Origin of the sequence: Deinococcus radiophilus, from assembly GCF_020889625.1 — a bacterium.
Classification (GTDB): Bacteria; Deinococcota; Deinococci; order Deinococcales; family Deinococcaceae; genus Deinococcus; species Deinococcus radiophilus.
Genome location: NZ_CP086380.1, coordinates 1,161,934 through 1,177,553 on the forward strand (window position 1 = coordinate 1,161,934; position 15,620 = coordinate 1,177,553).

Annotated in this window: 16 protein-coding genes; 14 read left to right on the plus strand and 2 right to left on the minus strand. The window is 64.6% G+C overall.

The window, feature by feature from the left end; genetic code table 11:
* Positions 1-33: 33 nt before the first annotated feature.
* Entirely contained in the window at positions 34-969 is a 936-nt protein-coding gene (gene truB / locus LMT64_RS05900; protein WP_126350894.1) for a tRNA pseudouridine(55) synthase TruB, read from the minus strand.
* A 106-nt stretch (positions 970-1,075) separates the two neighbouring features.
* Here truB and LMT64_RS05905 point away from each other — a divergent pair, with 106 nt between their 5' ends.
* Both LMT64_RS05905 and LMT64_RS05910 read left to right on the plus strand, forming a co-directional pair.
* Complete coding sequence (locus LMT64_RS05905) at positions 1,076-1,543, plus strand: hypothetical protein (RefSeq protein ID WP_126350895.1); 468 nt, start codon at positions 1,076-1,078, stop codon at positions 1,541-1,543.
* A 6-nt stretch (positions 1,544-1,549) separates the two neighbouring features.
* Positions 1,550-2,146 (plus strand): TetR family transcriptional regulator, encoded by a 597-nt coding sequence (locus tag LMT64_RS05910; protein WP_126350896.1) that lies wholly within the window; start codon positions 1,550-1,552, stop codon positions 2,144-2,146.
* Between the two features lie 30 nt (positions 2,147-2,176).
* Here the strand turns inward: LMT64_RS05910 and LMT64_RS05915 are convergent, their stop codons facing one another.
* The gene (locus LMT64_RS05915) at positions 2,177-5,452 is read right to left on the minus strand and encodes an FtsK/SpoIIIE family DNA translocase (protein ID WP_229253445.1); all 3,276 of its coding nucleotides are present in this window, start codon (positions 5,450-5,452) and stop codon (positions 2,177-2,179) included.
* A gap of 85 nt (positions 5,453-5,537) precedes the next feature.
* Here LMT64_RS05915 and LMT64_RS05920 point away from each other — a divergent pair, with 85 nt between their 5' ends.
* The 12 genes from LMT64_RS05920 to LMT64_RS05975 all read left to right on the plus strand — a co-directional run bounded on the left by LMT64_RS05920 (position 5,538) and on the right by LMT64_RS05975 (position 15,604).
* Positions 5,538-5,960 carry a Mov34/MPN/PAD-1 family protein gene (locus LMT64_RS05920; RefSeq protein WP_126350898.1) on the plus strand — a complete coding sequence of 141 codons (423 nt, stop codon included), beginning with the start codon at positions 5,538-5,540 and terminating at the stop codon, positions 5,958-5,960.
* Complete coding sequence (locus LMT64_RS05925; protein WP_126350899.1) at positions 5,953-6,888, plus strand: cation diffusion facilitator family transporter; 936 nt, start codon at positions 5,953-5,955, stop codon at positions 6,886-6,888. The genes LMT64_RS05920 and LMT64_RS05925 overlap by 8 nt, the downstream gene beginning before the upstream one ends.
* Before the next feature lie 54 nt (positions 6,889-6,942).
* Positions 6,943-7,341 carry a VOC family protein gene (locus LMT64_RS05930; RefSeq protein ID WP_229253072.1) on the plus strand — a complete coding sequence of 133 codons (399 nt, stop codon included), beginning with the start codon at positions 6,943-6,945 and terminating at the stop codon, positions 7,339-7,341.
* Positions 7,342-7,522: 181 nt separating this feature from the next.
* Positions 7,523-7,729: a 50S ribosomal protein L35 gene (rpmI, locus tag LMT64_RS05935; protein WP_126350901.1), complete on the plus strand. Its 207-nt coding sequence runs from the start codon at positions 7,523-7,525 to the stop codon at positions 7,727-7,729.
* Positions 7,729-8,100 carry a 50S ribosomal protein L20 gene (gene rplT / locus LMT64_RS05940; protein WP_126350902.1) on the plus strand — a complete coding sequence of 124 codons (372 nt, stop codon included), beginning with the start codon at positions 7,729-7,731 and terminating at the stop codon, positions 8,098-8,100. The genes rpmI and rplT overlap by 1 nt, the downstream gene beginning before the upstream one ends.
* A 130-nt stretch (positions 8,101-8,230) precedes the next feature.
* Positions 8,231-9,019 carry a polyphosphate--glucose phosphotransferase gene (gene ppgK / locus LMT64_RS05945; protein ID WP_126350903.1) on the plus strand — a complete coding sequence of 263 codons (789 nt, stop codon included), beginning with the start codon at positions 8,231-8,233 and terminating at the stop codon, positions 9,017-9,019.
* Positions 9,020-9,166: 147 nt separating this feature from the next.
* Positions 9,167-10,354, plus strand: coding sequence for an amidohydrolase family protein (locus LMT64_RS05950; protein ID WP_126350904.1), 1,188 nt, complete (start codon positions 9,167-9,169; stop codon positions 10,352-10,354).
* Between the two features lie 123 nt (positions 10,355-10,477).
* Positions 10,478-12,424, plus strand: coding sequence for a heavy metal translocating P-type ATPase (locus tag LMT64_RS05955; protein WP_126350905.1), 1,947 nt, complete (start codon positions 10,478-10,480; stop codon positions 12,422-12,424).
* Between the two features lie 292 nt (positions 12,425-12,716).
* On the plus strand, positions 12,717-12,941 hold the full coding sequence (locus LMT64_RS05960; protein ID WP_229253073.1) for a heme-binding domain-containing protein: 225 nt from the start codon (positions 12,717-12,719) through the stop codon (positions 12,939-12,941).
* 94 nt (positions 12,942-13,035) lie between these two features.
* Entirely contained in the window at positions 13,036-13,230 is a 195-nt protein-coding gene (locus LMT64_RS05965) for a hypothetical protein (protein WP_126350906.1), read from the plus strand.
* 185 nt (positions 13,231-13,415) lie between these two features.
* Complete coding sequence (locus LMT64_RS05970; RefSeq protein WP_229253074.1) at positions 13,416-14,621, plus strand: tetratricopeptide repeat protein; 1,206 nt, start codon at positions 13,416-13,418, stop codon at positions 14,619-14,621.
* Positions 14,622-14,902: 281 nt separating this feature from the next.
* Positions 14,903-15,604, plus strand: a complete 702-nt coding sequence (locus LMT64_RS05975) for a tetratricopeptide repeat protein (RefSeq protein ID WP_126350908.1) — start codon at positions 14,903-14,905, stop codon at positions 15,602-15,604.
* Positions 15,605-15,620: the final 16 nt, after the last annotated feature.

Genomic DNA, 15,620 nt, shown 5'->3' on the forward strand with positions numbered 1-15,620 from the left:
GGGACTGGGTTCCTGGTCGCCGCTTTTCCTATCTCAGTCGGCCCACACCCGCACGGCTTTCAGCATTTCACCGTCGCCGTCGGCCACCGCAATCAATTCACCGCCTTGAATGACAGCGTAGCGGCCCACTTCGGGGCGGCGGGGGCGCTTGCCTTGGCGCAGCTCGGTGGCGACGTTCGCTGTTACTTGCAGGTGGGGCAAGGTCAGGGCGCTCAGATCGCTGTACCCTGCGGCCCCGGCCACTTCATCCAGCGGCAGGGCGTCTGCCAGGTCGTACTGACCCACCCGGGTTCGCAGCAAGCCGGACAGATGGGCCGGAACCCCCAGTGCCGCACCCAGGTCACGGGCCAGCGAGCGCAGATAAGTCCCGCTGCCCACCCGTGCCCGCACCAGTAGGGTTGGAAAGTCGCCCAGAGCGGGAGGCAAGGGCACCTCTCGCCCCTGCGGGTCCGGCCCCCAACCATCCGGTCCCGGCGAGACACGCTGCGGAGCGGTGGCCAGCGAGTCGTACACGCCCAGTAATTCCAGTGAATGAATGGTGATGGGCCGAGCAGGCAGGTTCAGCTCTCCCCCACGCCGCGCCACATCGTAGGCACGCACGCCACCCACCTGAATGGCCGAGTACTGCGGCGGCATCTGCAACCCCTCGCCCACGAACTGTGCTAGCGCCGCCTCTATCTGCGCTGGGTCGGGCGTCACCAGCCTCTGTACCTCATCCAGCGGGCCTTCGGCGTCCAGCGTGGGCGTGCTGCCCCCCAGGCTCATCCAGGCCAGGTAATCCTTGGAATCGCGCTCCATAAACTGCACCACCTTGGTGCTGCTGCCCACGCACACCACCAGCACCCCGGTCGCCAGCGGGTCCAGCGTGCCGGTGTGACCCACCTTTTTGGTCGCGCGCAGCCGGCGCACCCGCGCTACGGCGTCGTGAGAGGTGAAGTTCAGAGGCTTGTCCAGGGCAAACACGGGCATCAGGATTCAGAGTAGGGCATCTCTACGGGTAAAGTGACAGGCAAGAGAATCGAGGGGGCAGCTTCTCCGCAGCTTCCACAACTGAGAATGCACTAGCATGGCGGGCGTGTTCCGCCGCTTCGCTGCCCTACTCTGCCTCACCGCACTTGCCGCTCCCACCCAGGCCCAGGCCTGGCCCCAGGTGGCGCCCGGACAATGGGCCGATCCCACGCGCGCCTGCACTTACCGCACCGAGCAGCGTGGACAGGCGTTTCCGCTGATGGGCCACCAGGACGCCGTCAAGCTGTCGGGCGAGGTGCGCCAGAGCCTGATCAGGCAAGGGATGCGGGAAGTCTCGGTCCGGCCTGCTGCACGCGGTCAGCACTGGGGGCTGCTTGCCAGCTATGTCTATCCCAGCACCGAGGGTGAGGCCCAGGTGGCGCAACTTTACCTGTCGCAGCGGGGCCTGCTGCGAACCGTGACCGCCAGCACCCACGCCAAGACCGTGTCGGCACTGCCACCGGGTCAGGCAGCCACCAGCCCCGCCGCCTGCTGGGCAGACCTGGCCCGCTGGGTCGAGTTCAGCGCCAACTGACTTGCGATGGCCCGCCGCGTAGACCCCATTCAGGACCGGCAGCGCCGCACCGCGCTGGCCAAAGCGGCCTATCAGGCCATTTATGAGCGCGGCTATCACGCGGTCACCCTGGCCGACATCGCCGCCGAAGCCGGGGTCAGCCGTGGCACGCTGATGTATCATTTCGGCTCCAAAGCGGGGCTACTGACGGCAGCCATGCAGCGCTTTACCCGCACCATGACTGCGGCCACCCGCCGGGCACTGCGCCAGGCGGCTACCCCTGAAGCCAAGCTCGGCGCCTACGTGGAGAACCAGTTTTATGGCGTAGAAAACACCCGGCGCTTCTATACCGTCTGGTTGGACTTTCAGAGCGCTGCATCCCATGACACCGCGCTGCGGAATGTGCAGCACGAATTTTTACGCCAGACCCACGCTCTGGACCTGGAATTGGCCCGGCTGAGCGGCGCGGCTGGGGCTGATACCCGCGCCCGACAACTCCGCGCCCTGGTTGAAGGCCTCAGCCTGCGCTTCGTGGCGGACAGCGAACCGGACCTGGACGCCTACCGCCGGGAATGCGAAAGCGGGGCGCGGGCGCTGCTGGGGCTGAGGACTGGGGAGACTTAGTCCTGCGCTCTATGTCGCAGATCCGCAGGTTTACCGCCCAAAGTATTCCGGCAGGTCCGCTTCAGTAATCAGCACGTCGCGCGGTTTGCTGCCTTGGTGCTTGCTGACGATCCCCATCGCCTCAAGCATGTCCATCAGCTTGCCGGCGCGGGCGTGACCCACGCTGAGGCGGCGTTGCAGGCGCGACACGCTCCCCTGCCCCTCCTCCACGACGATCTGGGCAGCTTGGCGCAGGTACGGATCGCTGAAATCCATGTTGCCGGCATCGGCACTGGGCCCCTCCGCCATCACTGCACCATCAAAGTCGGAGCCGTAAGCTTCCACAAACCCATCATCAAAGATCATCCGCTGCAACAGGCTGGTTACCCGCACCGACTCTTCCTCACTGATAAACGGTCCCTGGAGGCGCACGGGCTTGATCAGGCCCGGCTGATAAAACAGCATGTCGCCCATCCCGGTAAGGCGCTCGGCGCCCAGCGCGTCCAAGATGGTGCGCGAGTCGTGCCCGGAGCTGACCGCAAAGGCCACGCGGGCCGGCACGTTGACCTTGATCAGTGAGGTCAGGATGTCCACGCTGGGCCGCTGGGTCGCCAGCACCAGGTGCATCCCGGTAGCACGCGCCATCTGGGCCAGGCGCATGATCGCCGCTTCCACCTCTTTGGGGCTGGTGATCATCAGGTCGGCCAGCTCGTCGATGATGATGATCAGGTGTGGCAACTCCGGCTCGCCCACCTGGCGCATCTTGGCATTGAACTGCGCCAAATTCTTGGCCCCCACCTGACTCATCATCTTGTAGCGGCGCTCCATGTGGGCCACTGCGCCGAGCAGTGCCCCGGCGGCGTCCACCGGGTTGGTCACCACGCCGCGTACCAGGTGGGGAATGCCGTCGTAAGGCGTCAGCTCCACCATCTTGGGATCAATCATCAAGAAGCGCAGCTCCTGCGGATAAAAGCGGTACAGCAGCGAATTGATCAGCGTGTTGACACAAACCGACTTGCCGGAGCCGGTGCTGCCCGCAATCAGCAGGTGCGGCATCTTGGCGAGGTCGCCCACCATCAGCTCACCGTCAATGCTTTTGCCCAGGATAATCGGCAGGCTGGCCTTGGTACGGCGGTAGGCCGAACTGGCGACGGCCTGATGAAAGGTGACGGGCTCGCGCTCGGCGTTGGGGACTTCCAGACCGATCACACTCTTGCCCGGCACCGGCGCCTCAATCCGGACCCCTGCCACCGCCAGAGCGCGGGCCAGGTCGTTGCTCAGGCTGGCGATGCGGCTGATCTTCTCGCCGGGGGCCGGTTCTATTTCGTAGCGGGTCACGGTGGGGCCGCGGGCATAGTCCACCACCCGCGCCGAGAGATTGAACTGCGAGAGCGTTTCATCAATCAATGCCGCCCGTTGCCGCGCCGACACGTCCAGCGCCGCCGTATTGTGCGCCGCTTCAGGGACAGGGTCCAGCAGGTCCGTACCAGGCAGCGCCAGTTCCAGGGCGCCCTGTTTGGGCTTGGTTTCAGCAGGGGGACGAGCGGGTTCAGGAGCAGCATGGGCACTGACGGTCATGCGCACCGCGCCGACCCTAGACCCTTCCCAGGGGGGTGTCTCCGCTGTGCGCTGGACAGGTTGCGCTGGCGGGGCTGGGGGCTGCCAGTCGTCCTCTAGGCTGTCTTCTCCGTGATCAAGCTCGACAGCGGATGCTGAGGCTGACACCACCTGCCGAGGAGGAGTTGCCCGTACTGGCTCAGCGTGCAACTCCTCCTCGGCAAAGTCGAAGCTGAGCGCGGGGTCCAGCTCAGCGCTGGCGCTGGTATGGGTCAATTGGCTGACCGCGACCCGCTGGGGTGCAGCGACAGTCTGAGCCGCCGGGGACGCCGTCACTGGCGGCACTCCACCCGCCGGGGCAGGAAAGGTGCCATCGCGCAGGGCCTGTGCCCAGTCGTCCCGCTGGCCCAGGGTATCCAGCGGCTGGGCAGCCAGAGCGGCGGCCAGGGCGGTCGCGGCCTCTTCACTGGGCGAGCGGTCGTAGGCCGCGGCCAGATCCGGCCAGCCGCTATACAGCGGCTCCAACTCCTGCCAGTCGGCCCAGCCTGCGGCCAGGTTCTGCCAGCTTTCGCGGCGGCTGGCGTGAGCTTTGGCTTCACGGGTCAGCACCTTGAGCCGGGCCGGCTGCGTGGAGGCCTGCTTGCCACCTTTGGCCGCTTTGGTCAGTCCAGTATCGGCCGCTTGCCGTGCACGGTCCAGGCGGCCAGCCCGCTGCGAGAGCCGGGTCAACTCACCCACCAGACCGCTGCGGACCACCTCCAGCGCAGCACTGGCCTGCGTAGAGTGCAGTTCTGCGCCCAGCTCATGGCGGCCCCGGCGGATGGCAGCGGCTTTTTCTTCTATCTGCTCAGCCACCGTGTCTGCTGACCCCGCCTCCTGCCCGATACGGCCACGCAGGGCTTCCAGTTCTTCTAAGGTCATGGTCCCCAGCTGGCGGTCCCATTCCTCCAGCTCACTGCGGTAGTGTTCTACATCCTGTTCGGGCAAGCGCCGGACTTCTTTCAGTACGCCGCGCACCTCGTCCAGCTGCAATTTCAGCTCGGGGCGGTCCGGGCAGACCCGCTCCAATCCTTCCAACTGCCCCAGATGACGGCGCAATTCTCCGCGCAGTGAACCGCGGGCGCGGGCCACCTCGCGGCCTTCACGGCGTTCCTGAACAGCGTCACCCAGGCGGTCAGCACCTGACACGGCCATATGGCTGAACCCCCGGCCCACCTTCTTAAAATGGCTCAGGGGGGCTTGCTGGCGGAGCAGGTCCAGCCCCAGCAGCAGCAGGGCCAGCGGGAGCAGCAGCGCGGCCAGCCCGATCACAGCGGTGATCGGACGCATGGCCGCCACCGCCAACTCACCCGCCGCCAAGGGCCAGAAGGGCGCAGCCAGCAGTGCCAACGCGAAGACCACCAGTGTGCCGCCCAGCACACGGCGGCTGAAACGGCGCACGCTGCGGCCCATAAAGATCAGCACGCCGTACCCCAGCGGGATCAACGCCAGCAAATAAGCCCCGTAGCCCAGCCAGCGCAGGAGCCCGCTCCGCACCGCTCCGGTCAGGTTCAGTCCACTTTCAGGCTGCACACCGCCGAGCCGCTCGCCGCCCAGGCTTTCGATCAGCGGCAGCACCAGGGTGAGCGCCAGAAAGAGGCCCACCGCCATCAGCAGCAGGCCCGCCGCTTCGCTGTCTAGCGGAGAGCGGGAAGGCGGCGGGGCCCTCTGCCCCTTGGTTTTGGGCTTGCGCTCGGCGGCGCGGCTGGCCTTGGACACGCAGAGCAGCATATCAAGGCGGGTGAGGTTTGCTGGGAAGGCAGAGGCCCGTGGAGTAGTCAAAGCGGCCTGATCCCCGCTGCCCTATGCTGCGTCCATGCCTTCTGCCCCTCCCAGGCTACATCTGCCCGACCCCTTACGGCGGCAGCTGTGGGGTCATGCTCAAGCACAGGCCCCAGAGGAGTGCGTGGGCGTGCTGGCTGGCTGGGAGGTCGAAGGCGGCTGGCAAGCCGACGCCTACGCCCCACTGCCCAATGTCGCCCCACGCCCTCAGGTGCAGTATCAGGCGGACCCAGCGGCGCTGATCCGGGTGCTGCGTGGCTTCCGGGAGCAGGAGTTGGAGTTGGTCGGTATCTTTCACAGTCACCCACGCGGCCCCTCAATACCCAGCCCAGCCGATATTGCCGCAGCAGGTTACGACGTACCCTACCTGATCGCGGACCTGAGTGCGGCCAGCCTACGGGCTTTCCTGCTGCCCCATATTCAAGAAATCAGACTGACCTCCAGCCTCAATGAGTGAACCTGTTACCCTGGAACCTGTGACGGCGGCCTCCGCACCCCTCCAACATCTGGTCAAGCTGGGCCGAATCAGCGTGCTGGTCGCGCTGACCGTGCTGGGCCTCAAGTACGCTGCCTACTTGCTGACTGGCAGCCTGGCGCTGTATTCGGACGCGCTGGAAAGCATCATCAACGTGGCCGCCGCCCTCGCTGCGCTGATCGCCCTGAACGTCGCGGCCCGTCCCGCCGACGACAACCACCCCTTCGGCCACAGCAAGGCCGAGTATTTCAGCGCCGTGCTGGAGGGCGTGCTGATCGTGTTGGCGGCCCTAGCAATCCTGTGGGAAGCGGGACCACAGCTGCTGGCCCCAGGCCCGCTGCAGTTGCCGCCGCTGGGATTGGCGCTCAGCGTCGCGGCATCGGTCATCAACGGCGTCTGGGCCACCCGGCTGATCGGGGTGGGCCGCAGCGCCCGCTCGCCCGCCCTGGCCGCCGACGGACGCCACCTGATGAGCGATGTGGTGTCCTCGGTGGGCGTGCTGATCGGCGTGGTGCTGGCCACCCTGACCGGCTGGCATGTGCTGGACCCACTGCTGGCCTGCCTCGTGGCGCTGAACATTCTCTGGAGTGGCTGGCACCTGATGCGCGAATCGGTGGGCGGCCTGATGGACGCGGGGGCAGATGCTCAGACCCAGACCCGCATCCGCGAACTGCTGGCGCAGCATGGGGAGGGCGCCCTGGAAGCCCACGACGTGCTGACCCGCACCGCCGGGCAGGTCACGTTTATCGAGTTCCATCTGGTTGTGCCGGGGGACATGACCGTCTCGCAGGCACACGGCATCTGTGACCGCCTGGAAGAGGTTTTGGAAGCCGAAGTCCCCGGTGCCCGCGTCACCATTCATGTGGAGCCGCAGGAAAAGGCCAAACACAGCGGCATTGTCGTTTTGTAACCTGTTCCTATAGGGGTACATTTCCTTGGCAGCCCTGATCTCTAGGCTGAGCCCATGACTTTGATCACCGGACTGGATCACGTGCAAATTGAAGCCCCCGCAGACTGCGAATCCGCTGCCAGGCAATTTTTCGGTGAGCTGCTGGGCCTCCCCGAATTGCAAAAACCTGCGCTCCTGGCCGTGCGCGGTAGGGCCTGGTTCGGCCTGCCGGATGGCCGCCAGCTGCATATCGGCGTGACACCGGACTTCCAGCCACGTCAGAAGGGGCATCCGGCCCTGCGCTGCACCGACCTGGGCCGGGTCATGACCCAGCTTGAGGGGCACGGCGTCCCTTACCGGACCGACGATGATGCTGGCGTGCCCCGCCTCTATCTGCGCGATCCCTGGGGCAACCGCCTGGAAATCGTGGAAGGACAGCATGCCGCTCCCCCGGTCAGGAGAGAGCGCCCTTAGAACGGCCACTGAAAAGCCGTCTCTCAGCTTGCGGCCCCTGGCTAGCCCTGCTACAATTCTCAGTTGGCAAAGTGGGGTGCAAGACAGGCGCCTAACGACTTTCAAATTCAAAGTGGAAGTGGCCTGACCCCCAGACGGCGACCGTGCAGCCGCATGTGTTTGTCCGCCTCCAAGGAGAACTATGCCCAAGATGAAGACCAAAAAGAGTGCTGCGCGCCGGATCAAGATCACGGCGACTGGCAAAGTCATGGCGTTCAAGAGTGGTAAGCGCCACCAGAACACCGGCAAGAGCGGCGACTCGATCAGCAAAAAAGGCAAGGGCTTTGTCCTGGCCAAGAGCGAGTGGGCCCGCATGAAGGCGATGAAGCCTTACGCAGGAGGTAAATAATGCCCCGCGCCAAGACTGGTATTATTCGCCGCCGCCGTCACAAAAAGGTGCTCAAGCGCGCCAAGGGCTTCTGGGGTTCACGCTCCAAGCAGTACCGCAACGCCTTCCAGACCCTGCTGAACGCTGCGACCTACGAGTACCGCGACCGCCGCAACAAGAAGCGTGACTTCCGCCGCCTGTGGATTCAGCGTATCAACGCCGGTGCTCGCCTGCACGGCATGACCTACTCCACCTTCATGAACGGCCTCAAGGTGGCTGGCGTGGACCTGAACCGTAAGGTTCTGGCCGACATCGCTGCCCGCGAGCCTGAAACCTTCAAGGCCCTGGTGGACACCGCCAAGCAGGCCCGCGACGGCAAGAACGCTGCCTAAGCGGCAGTATGCGTGAGATCCGCCCTTCGGGGCGGGTTTTTTTTGTCTCATGCAAGAGACAGCGTCGCACGGGCAAGCAAATTTTTCACCTTCAATCTCAGTGCTGAAAGCCACCCGTATACTGCAAGCCATGAGCGTGGTACTTGGCGTAGACATCGGCGGTAGTGGCATCAAAGCAGCTCCTGTGAATCTGGACACCGGGGAACTGCTGGCCGAACGGATGCGAATTCCGACCCCCCCAGGTGCCGAACCGGACGCTGTACTGGGCGTACTCGGCCAGTTGGTCCGCCACTTTGACCATCAGGGGTCTATCGGCGTGACCTTCCCGGGCATCGTGCAGCAGGGCCGCACCCTTAGCGCCGCCAATGTGAGTAAGGCCTGGGTGGGCATGGACGCCGACGCCTTTTTGACACGCGGCCTGGGCATCGACTTTGATGTCCATCTGCTCAACGATGCCGACGCCGCTGGCCTGGCCGAAGCCCGCTTTGGGGCGGCCCAAGGCGTAGAGGGCGTAGTATTGGTGGTCACGCTGGGCACTGGCATCGGCTCGGCACTGCTGCACGGCGGCGTGCTGGTTCCCAACACCGAACTGGGCCACCTTTACCTGAGCAGCCGCAACGGCAAGGCCCGTCATGCCGAAAGCTGGGCCTCGGCGCGAATACGCGAGGAAAAAGAACTGAGCTACGAGGAGTGGGGCGGACGGGTCAGCCGCTACCTCCAGCATCTGGAACTGCTGTTCAGCCCAACCCTGTTCGTCCTGGGTGGTGGCATCTCCAAAAAGGCCGACAAGTGGCTGCAGTACATTCAGCTACAGCGCTCCGAAGTGGTCCCAGCGGCCCTCAAGAACGAAGCCGGGATCGTGGGAGCTGCCATGTACGCTGCTCAGCACTCCCCGACCTTGGGTGAAGACGGGCGCTGATCCTTCCCGGCGGTGAAGACGGACGCTGATCCCGGCAGCACTAGCCAGAACGTAGAAATCGCCACGCCACATTCAACGAGCGGCGTAGCACTTTTGTTTGCTCCACTGACGAGAACCATTCAACCTCGTGCTTTACCCTGAGCAGAGATGACCTCCTCTTCCCCAGCTGACCTTTCCGCCGATCACTCCCCAGTCCTTTACACCGCCGACTTCCTCTTTACGGGCATGGGTGGTGCACAGTCGCCGGGTGGAGTGGTGGTGTCGCGCGGCACAGTGGCGGCCACCGGCCATCCCGACTTGCTCCGTCAGAATTATCCGCAGGCGCAGGAGATCGCGGTGGGCGGTGTGATTGCCCCGCCTCCGGTCAATGCCCACACCCATCTGGACATGAGTGCTTACGGCTTTCAGGCGCTGCCCTATTTCCGCTGGATTCCTGAAGTGGTGGTGGCGCAAAAGGAACTCCGTGGGGTCACCGCAGCCCAGATCGGAGCCGACACGCTGGCGGCGCTGCGACAACCGGTGGGCGACATCGTGTGGGATCCGGCGGTCCTGGAAGCCCTGCTGCCCCGCGAGGACCTCAGCGGCGTGCTGTATCTGGAAGTCTTGGGGCCAAAGCCGGAGCAGGCCCAGGAGCGCTTTGGCCGCCTCCGTGAGGAGATTGACCGATACCGCCGTCTGGAGCGTCCCAGCGGGCTGCGGCTGGGCGTGTCGCCGCACGCCACCTACACGGTCAGCGCACCGCTTCTGCGGCTGGTCAGTGACTACGCGGCGGGCGAGGGCCTGCCCATGCAGATCCACGTGGCCGAGCATCCCAGTGAACTGGAACTGTTCGCCACGGGCGCAGGACCACTCTGGGAACACCGCATTCCCGGCCTCTCCCCCGAGAATTTTGCCGAGGTGATCGGCCGTGTCCCTGAACCGGACCTGACTCCGGTTCGCTACCTGGACGAACTGGGTGTATTGCACCGCCGCCCCACGCTGGTCCACATGGTGAATGTCACAGACGAAGACATCGTGCGGGTGGCGCAGGCAGGTTGTGCGGTGGTGACCTGCCCGCGCTCCAACCAGCACTTGGAATGTGGGCGCTTTCGCTGGAGCGACTTTGCAGCGGCAGGCATAGAAATCGCGCTGGGGACCGATTCGGTGGCGAGCGGCGAGACGCTGGACGCACGCGACGAACTGGCCTTCGCCCAGGCGCTGTATCCGCAGATGGACCCACGCCTCTTGCTGCGGGCTGCCGTGAAGGGTGGAGCGCGGGTGCTGGGCCTCAAAGTGCCGACCATTCGCCGGGGCGAGCCGTGGCGCAAGGAATATCTCTGGTCCGGGCCAGCCTAGAACCCACCCGCTCAACACCGACTTCTCCGCTGCGATTTATGCGTTGAGTGCAGTGTGCCCAGAGAGTAGAATGGCTTAGTAGGAATTATTCTCAATAAGCAATCTCTCTTTGAGGAGCCTGAAATGTCCGCGCCCACCACTGTCAACTCGCATGGCACGCCCACACCGCCACCCCCACAAACCCGCACTCCCAGCACGGCCACTTTTCAGCTCTCGCCCGCACTGAAGCGGGCCGTACTCTTGACGGCCCTGACCCTACTGGGTTTAATCGTCGGACTCACCGGTCAGCATGTTTTGCACCTGCCAGCGCTGATGTGGGCCGGGTACATCGTTGCTTTTCTGGCCGGCGGCATTCCAGCAGCCCGCGAAGCCATTCACACCTTGACGGTGGAACACAAGCTGGATGTGGACCTTCTGATGGTCCTGGCGGCCCTGGGAGCAGCCAGCATCGGACAGATGGCAGACGGGGCCATCTTGCTGTTTTTGTTTAGCCTCTCCAATACCCTCCAGGACTGGGCGATGGGCCGCACCAAAAATGCGATCGCCGCCCTGATGGACCTCAACCCCGAAGGCGCGACCATCCGCAGGAACGGTGTGGAACGCTGGTGTGAGCTGGGCGAGATTCAAGTGGGCGACCTGCTGCTGGTGCGCCCGGGCGAGCGCATCGCCGCCGACGCCCAGGTGATCCGCGGCAATACCGCTGTGGACGAGTCGCCCATCACCGGCGAGAGCCGCCCGATCGACAAGGAAGTGGGCAGCCCGCTGTCTTCGGGCACGGTGAACCTGAACGGCAGCGTGGAGGCCGAAGTGCTGCGCCCAGCCGGCGAAAGTACCCTGGCGCGGCTGGTCGGCCTGATGGAAGAAGCCCAGACCCAGAAAAGCCAAACTGAAATGCTCTCGGAGCGCTGGGAAAGCCCTTACGCCACGCTGGTCCTGATCGCCGTGCCACTGGTCTTTGCGGCGCTGTACTCCCTCGGCGGCCTGCCCAGTGCCGACGCCTGGTACCGCGCCATGACCTTTATGGTGGTGGCCAGTCCCTGCGCGGTGGTCATCTCGACCCCTGCGGTGATGCTCAGTGCGATGGCAGCCGCGGCCCGCAGTGGGGTGCTGTTCAAGAGCAGCGCCGCACTGGACGCTCTGGCTGGAATCAATACCGTGGCCTTCGATAAGACCGGTACCCTGACCCAGGCCAAGATGAGCGTCAGCCGGGTGGTGGCGGACGACGAAGCTGCCGCGCTGAGCCTGGCCGCCGGACTGGAGCGGCACTCCGAGCACCCGATTGCTCAGGCGGTGGTGCGGGCTGCTGAAGAACGGGGGCTGAGCACCCCGGCGGTGCAGGGCGGCGAAGCGGTGCCCGGCCACGGCATCGTGGGGACGCTCGGCAGTGACGTCGTATGGGCCGGAAATGCCCGCATGGCTGAGCGCCAGGGTGCCGCCCTGAGTGCCACGCAGTCCCAGGCCCTGACCGAGTTGGGGCAGCAGGGCAGTTCATCGGTGGTCGTGGGCCGGGGCAGTCAGGTGCTGGGCGTGATGGGCGTGGCAGATACCCTGCGCCCCGGCATGGCCCAGGCAATGGCGTCCCTGAGAACGGCGGGCGTACCACACCGCGTCATGCTGACCGGGGACCGCGCCGAGGTGGCCGAGCATGTGGCGGGTCAGGTCGGCCTGACCGAGTACCGCGCCGAACTGCGCCCCGAAGACAAACTGCGGATCATCGGTGAACTGCCTGGACCAGTGGCGATGGTGGGCGACGGGGTCAACGACGCACCCGCCCTGGCCCGCGCCGACTTGGGGATTGCGGTTGGGTCCGGCACCGACGTGGCCATTGAGAGCGCCGACGTGGTGCTGATGCAGGGGGACCTGCACAAACTGGCGGGCGCAGTGCGGCTGGCCCGTGACGCCCGGCGCACCGTACGCCTGAACCTGCTGTTCGCGTTCGGAATCATTCTGGTGGTGTCGCCGCTGGCGATTGCCGGGCAGATTCCACTGCCGCTGGGCGTGGTGGCGCACGAGGGCGGCACGGTATTCGTGGTGTTTATGGGACTGCGGCTGCTGCGTCACCAGCTTTAACCGTCCAGAGTGACTTTTTCCCAGCCAAGGGAATTCAAGGAGGATAGCCATCATGAATCAGACAACTGCTCGCAACGGTTCTTTCAAGTGGCTGGGTGTGGCCGCCGCTGCCCTACTGGCCCTGCAACTGCTTCCCTACGGGCGTAGTCACAGCAACCCGCCTGTGCAGGCCCAGCCAGCCTGGGACAGCCCACGGACCTCTTTGCACGGGCCTGCGCCGACTGTCACAGCCATGCAACCGTCTGGCCCTGATACTCCAACGTGGCCCCGGCTTCTTGGCTGACCCAGCGGCATGTGGATGAAGGTCGGCCAGCGGTTCAATATCAGCGCACCTGGTTTTGGCCGTGAAGCGGACGAGGCTACCGCAACGGTGGAAAAGGGCGAGATGCCGGAGAAAACTTACCTGCCCCTTCACCCCGAGGCGCACCTCACTCCTGCAGAAACGAGGGCACTGGTCACGGGCCTAGAGCGGACGTTTGGCAGTGCAAGCGGTGAACGCGAGGAAGGGCACGGCTGATCCCGGCGGCGTCAACATTCCCACAAGGGCATTCCAACCTGGACCGCTTGCGCACGCTCTAGGCTGAAGCCATTCCACTTATAGGAGGGAAGCCATGACCAAAGACCAGAATCATCCTGCCCAGCAAAACCCCAGCCCGGAAGGTGGCGACAAAGACACCAACTCCCTGCATGACATCAAGGGTGTGCAGCAGCAGGACATGCTGGACAAGGGCGAGGAAGTGGATCAGAAGCCTGAGTCGGTCAAAGGCACCGATGTAGGACACAACGGCTCTCCACAAAGCCGCTAAGGTTCACGCGTTGATCTGGCCAGCCTATATCCGGCCAGATCCAACGCCAGAAGCGCCGGGGGAAATTTCCCTGGGCGCTTTCATTTTTTTGCCCCAGTCTCGCCACGGTCAAATTTGGGGTGGTCTTTACCTCTTCTAAGTTGCCGAGAATGGCCCAGCAGGGTGCGCCCTATACTGGGTCTACTGTGAGCAACTTTTCTCTCAAGCGGACGCCGGGGCTGGCTCTTGCGGCCCTGGGCCTCCTCAGCACGGGGTATTTCTTTCCAGCGGCAGCCCAGTCATCAGCGACCGGGCCGGTCCCCATGACCCAGCAGGCGGCTCCCATCTCGGCCAGCAGCTACGTGACAGTGGGTCAGTTCTACTACGGTCAGGGCAACTTCCAGCGTGCCCTGGTGGCCTACGGCGCTGCAGTCCGCGCCAACCCGACCAACCCCGACGCCCTGCTGGGCCTGGGCCGCACCCAGACCCGCTTGGGCCAGAGCAGTGCCGCAGCGGCCACCCTGACCCGCTTGCTTGAGCTGGATCCGGCCAACATCAGCGCTCATGTTGCCCTGTCGCAGGCCTACTCCCTGGCTTTCCGGCAGGACCGGCTACCGCAGAGCGGCGAAATTCGGCTGGGACAGCCCGCAGGCGGTGATGCGAATCTGCGCTCCGCACTGGCGACGCTGGACGCTGCTGAACGTGCACTGAGTGGCCTTCCCACTGCGCGCCGGGGAACCGAAGCCAGCAAAATCTGGAACGAGCGCGGCTACATCTTGCGGTTCCAAGGGGACCTGCGCGGTGCCATACGTGCCTTTCAGGAAGCCAGCCGCCTGAACCCAACTGAGAGCGTAATTCTCTTTAATCTGGCTGAAACGCAGTACGCTGGCGGCGACCTGACTGCAGCCATCGCGACCATTCAGCGGGCGGTGCTGGCCCAGCCACGCGACGCCCTGAACCGGGCCTACTTTGCCCGCCTGCTGGCCGAGGGCGGGAACTTTGCGGTGGCCCGTCCGCAAGCGGCCATGGCCGTACAGTTGGCTCCCACCAGCGCATACGCAGCAGGGCAATATGGCGTGGTCAGCTATCTGGCCCGTGAACCTCTCACCGCCCGCGTGCAACTGGAACGCGCCCTGGAACTGAGTGGCGGCAGCTACCCCGACTTCTCATATTATCTGGGCCGCCTGAACTTGGACGCTGGGGACCTGACCCGTGCCCGCAGCAACTTCGGCGACGCCGCCAGCACCGGCCAAAGCGCCGACGCTTATTACTTCCTGGGCCTCAGCCTAGAGCGCAGCGGCACGGGCACGGCTGCCCAACCGCAGCAGGCCGCCCAGGCCTACCGTCAGGCGCTGAACCTCCAGGCTGACCATCCTGAAGCGGCCGAAGGACTGGCACGCCTGCAACCCTAACCCTGAATGTTCCGACTTACAGGCTGCCCTCTTCAGTGGGCGGCTCTTTCTTTGGCTGTGCCCAGGTCGTTGCCTACACCATCTGACAAACAACAAGGATTTGGCCCAAGACTTACCGGATGAGATGTACTTCAGACCCCAATCAAAACGTTTGACCCAGCTTAATCTTGAACTTGATTCAAATCAAAGGAAAAAGGCCGATTGGGCGGGCAGGGGAAATGCAGGGGGAACCGTGTCAGGTCGGCGGCAGTGGGAGCCGCAGGGCTGCCACGGAGGTACTTATGTTCAAAGTGATTTCAACCAGTGTCGTCCTCAGTGCCACGCTTTCATTCGGTGTCGCCAGCGCTCAAAGCCTCAGCGCCGCGCAGGCCAAGCTGGACGCAGGGGACTGGCGCGGCGCATCGCAGGCCGCAGCCGCCCTGAACACCAGTGCCGGATACGCCCTGGCTGCCGAGGCCACCACCTTAGGAGCCTCGCTGGGCGGCGATACCAAAGCGCTGTATGGACGTGCCCAGGACTACGCCAAGAAAGCCGTGTCGCTGAACCCAAACAACGCTGAAGCCTATTTTGAGCTGGCCCGCGCTCAGGGCCGCTTGGCGCAGAGTGCTGGTATTCTCCAGAGCTTAAGCCTGGCGAGCAGCATGAAGAACAACCTGCAAAAAGCCATCGCCCTGAACCCCAAATTGGCGGGAGCCTATGTGGCACTGGGGCTGTGGCACGCCGAACTGTGGGCCAAGGGTGGAGCCGCCCGCGCCACGACGGGTGCCAAGGCCGATCAAGTTCAGCCCAACTTCAACAAGGCGGTCAATCTGGAGCCAAACCGGATCATTCACCGCCTGGAATATGGCCGCGCCCTGAACCTGCTGGGTGACAAGGCCGCAGCCAAGGCACAGCTGCAAAAAGCCGTGTCACTCCCCGCCAACACCTTCTGGGACAAGCGCGATAAGCAGGCCGCGCAAAATCTGCTGGCTCAGCTGAAATAGCCGTGAACGAGAAGGG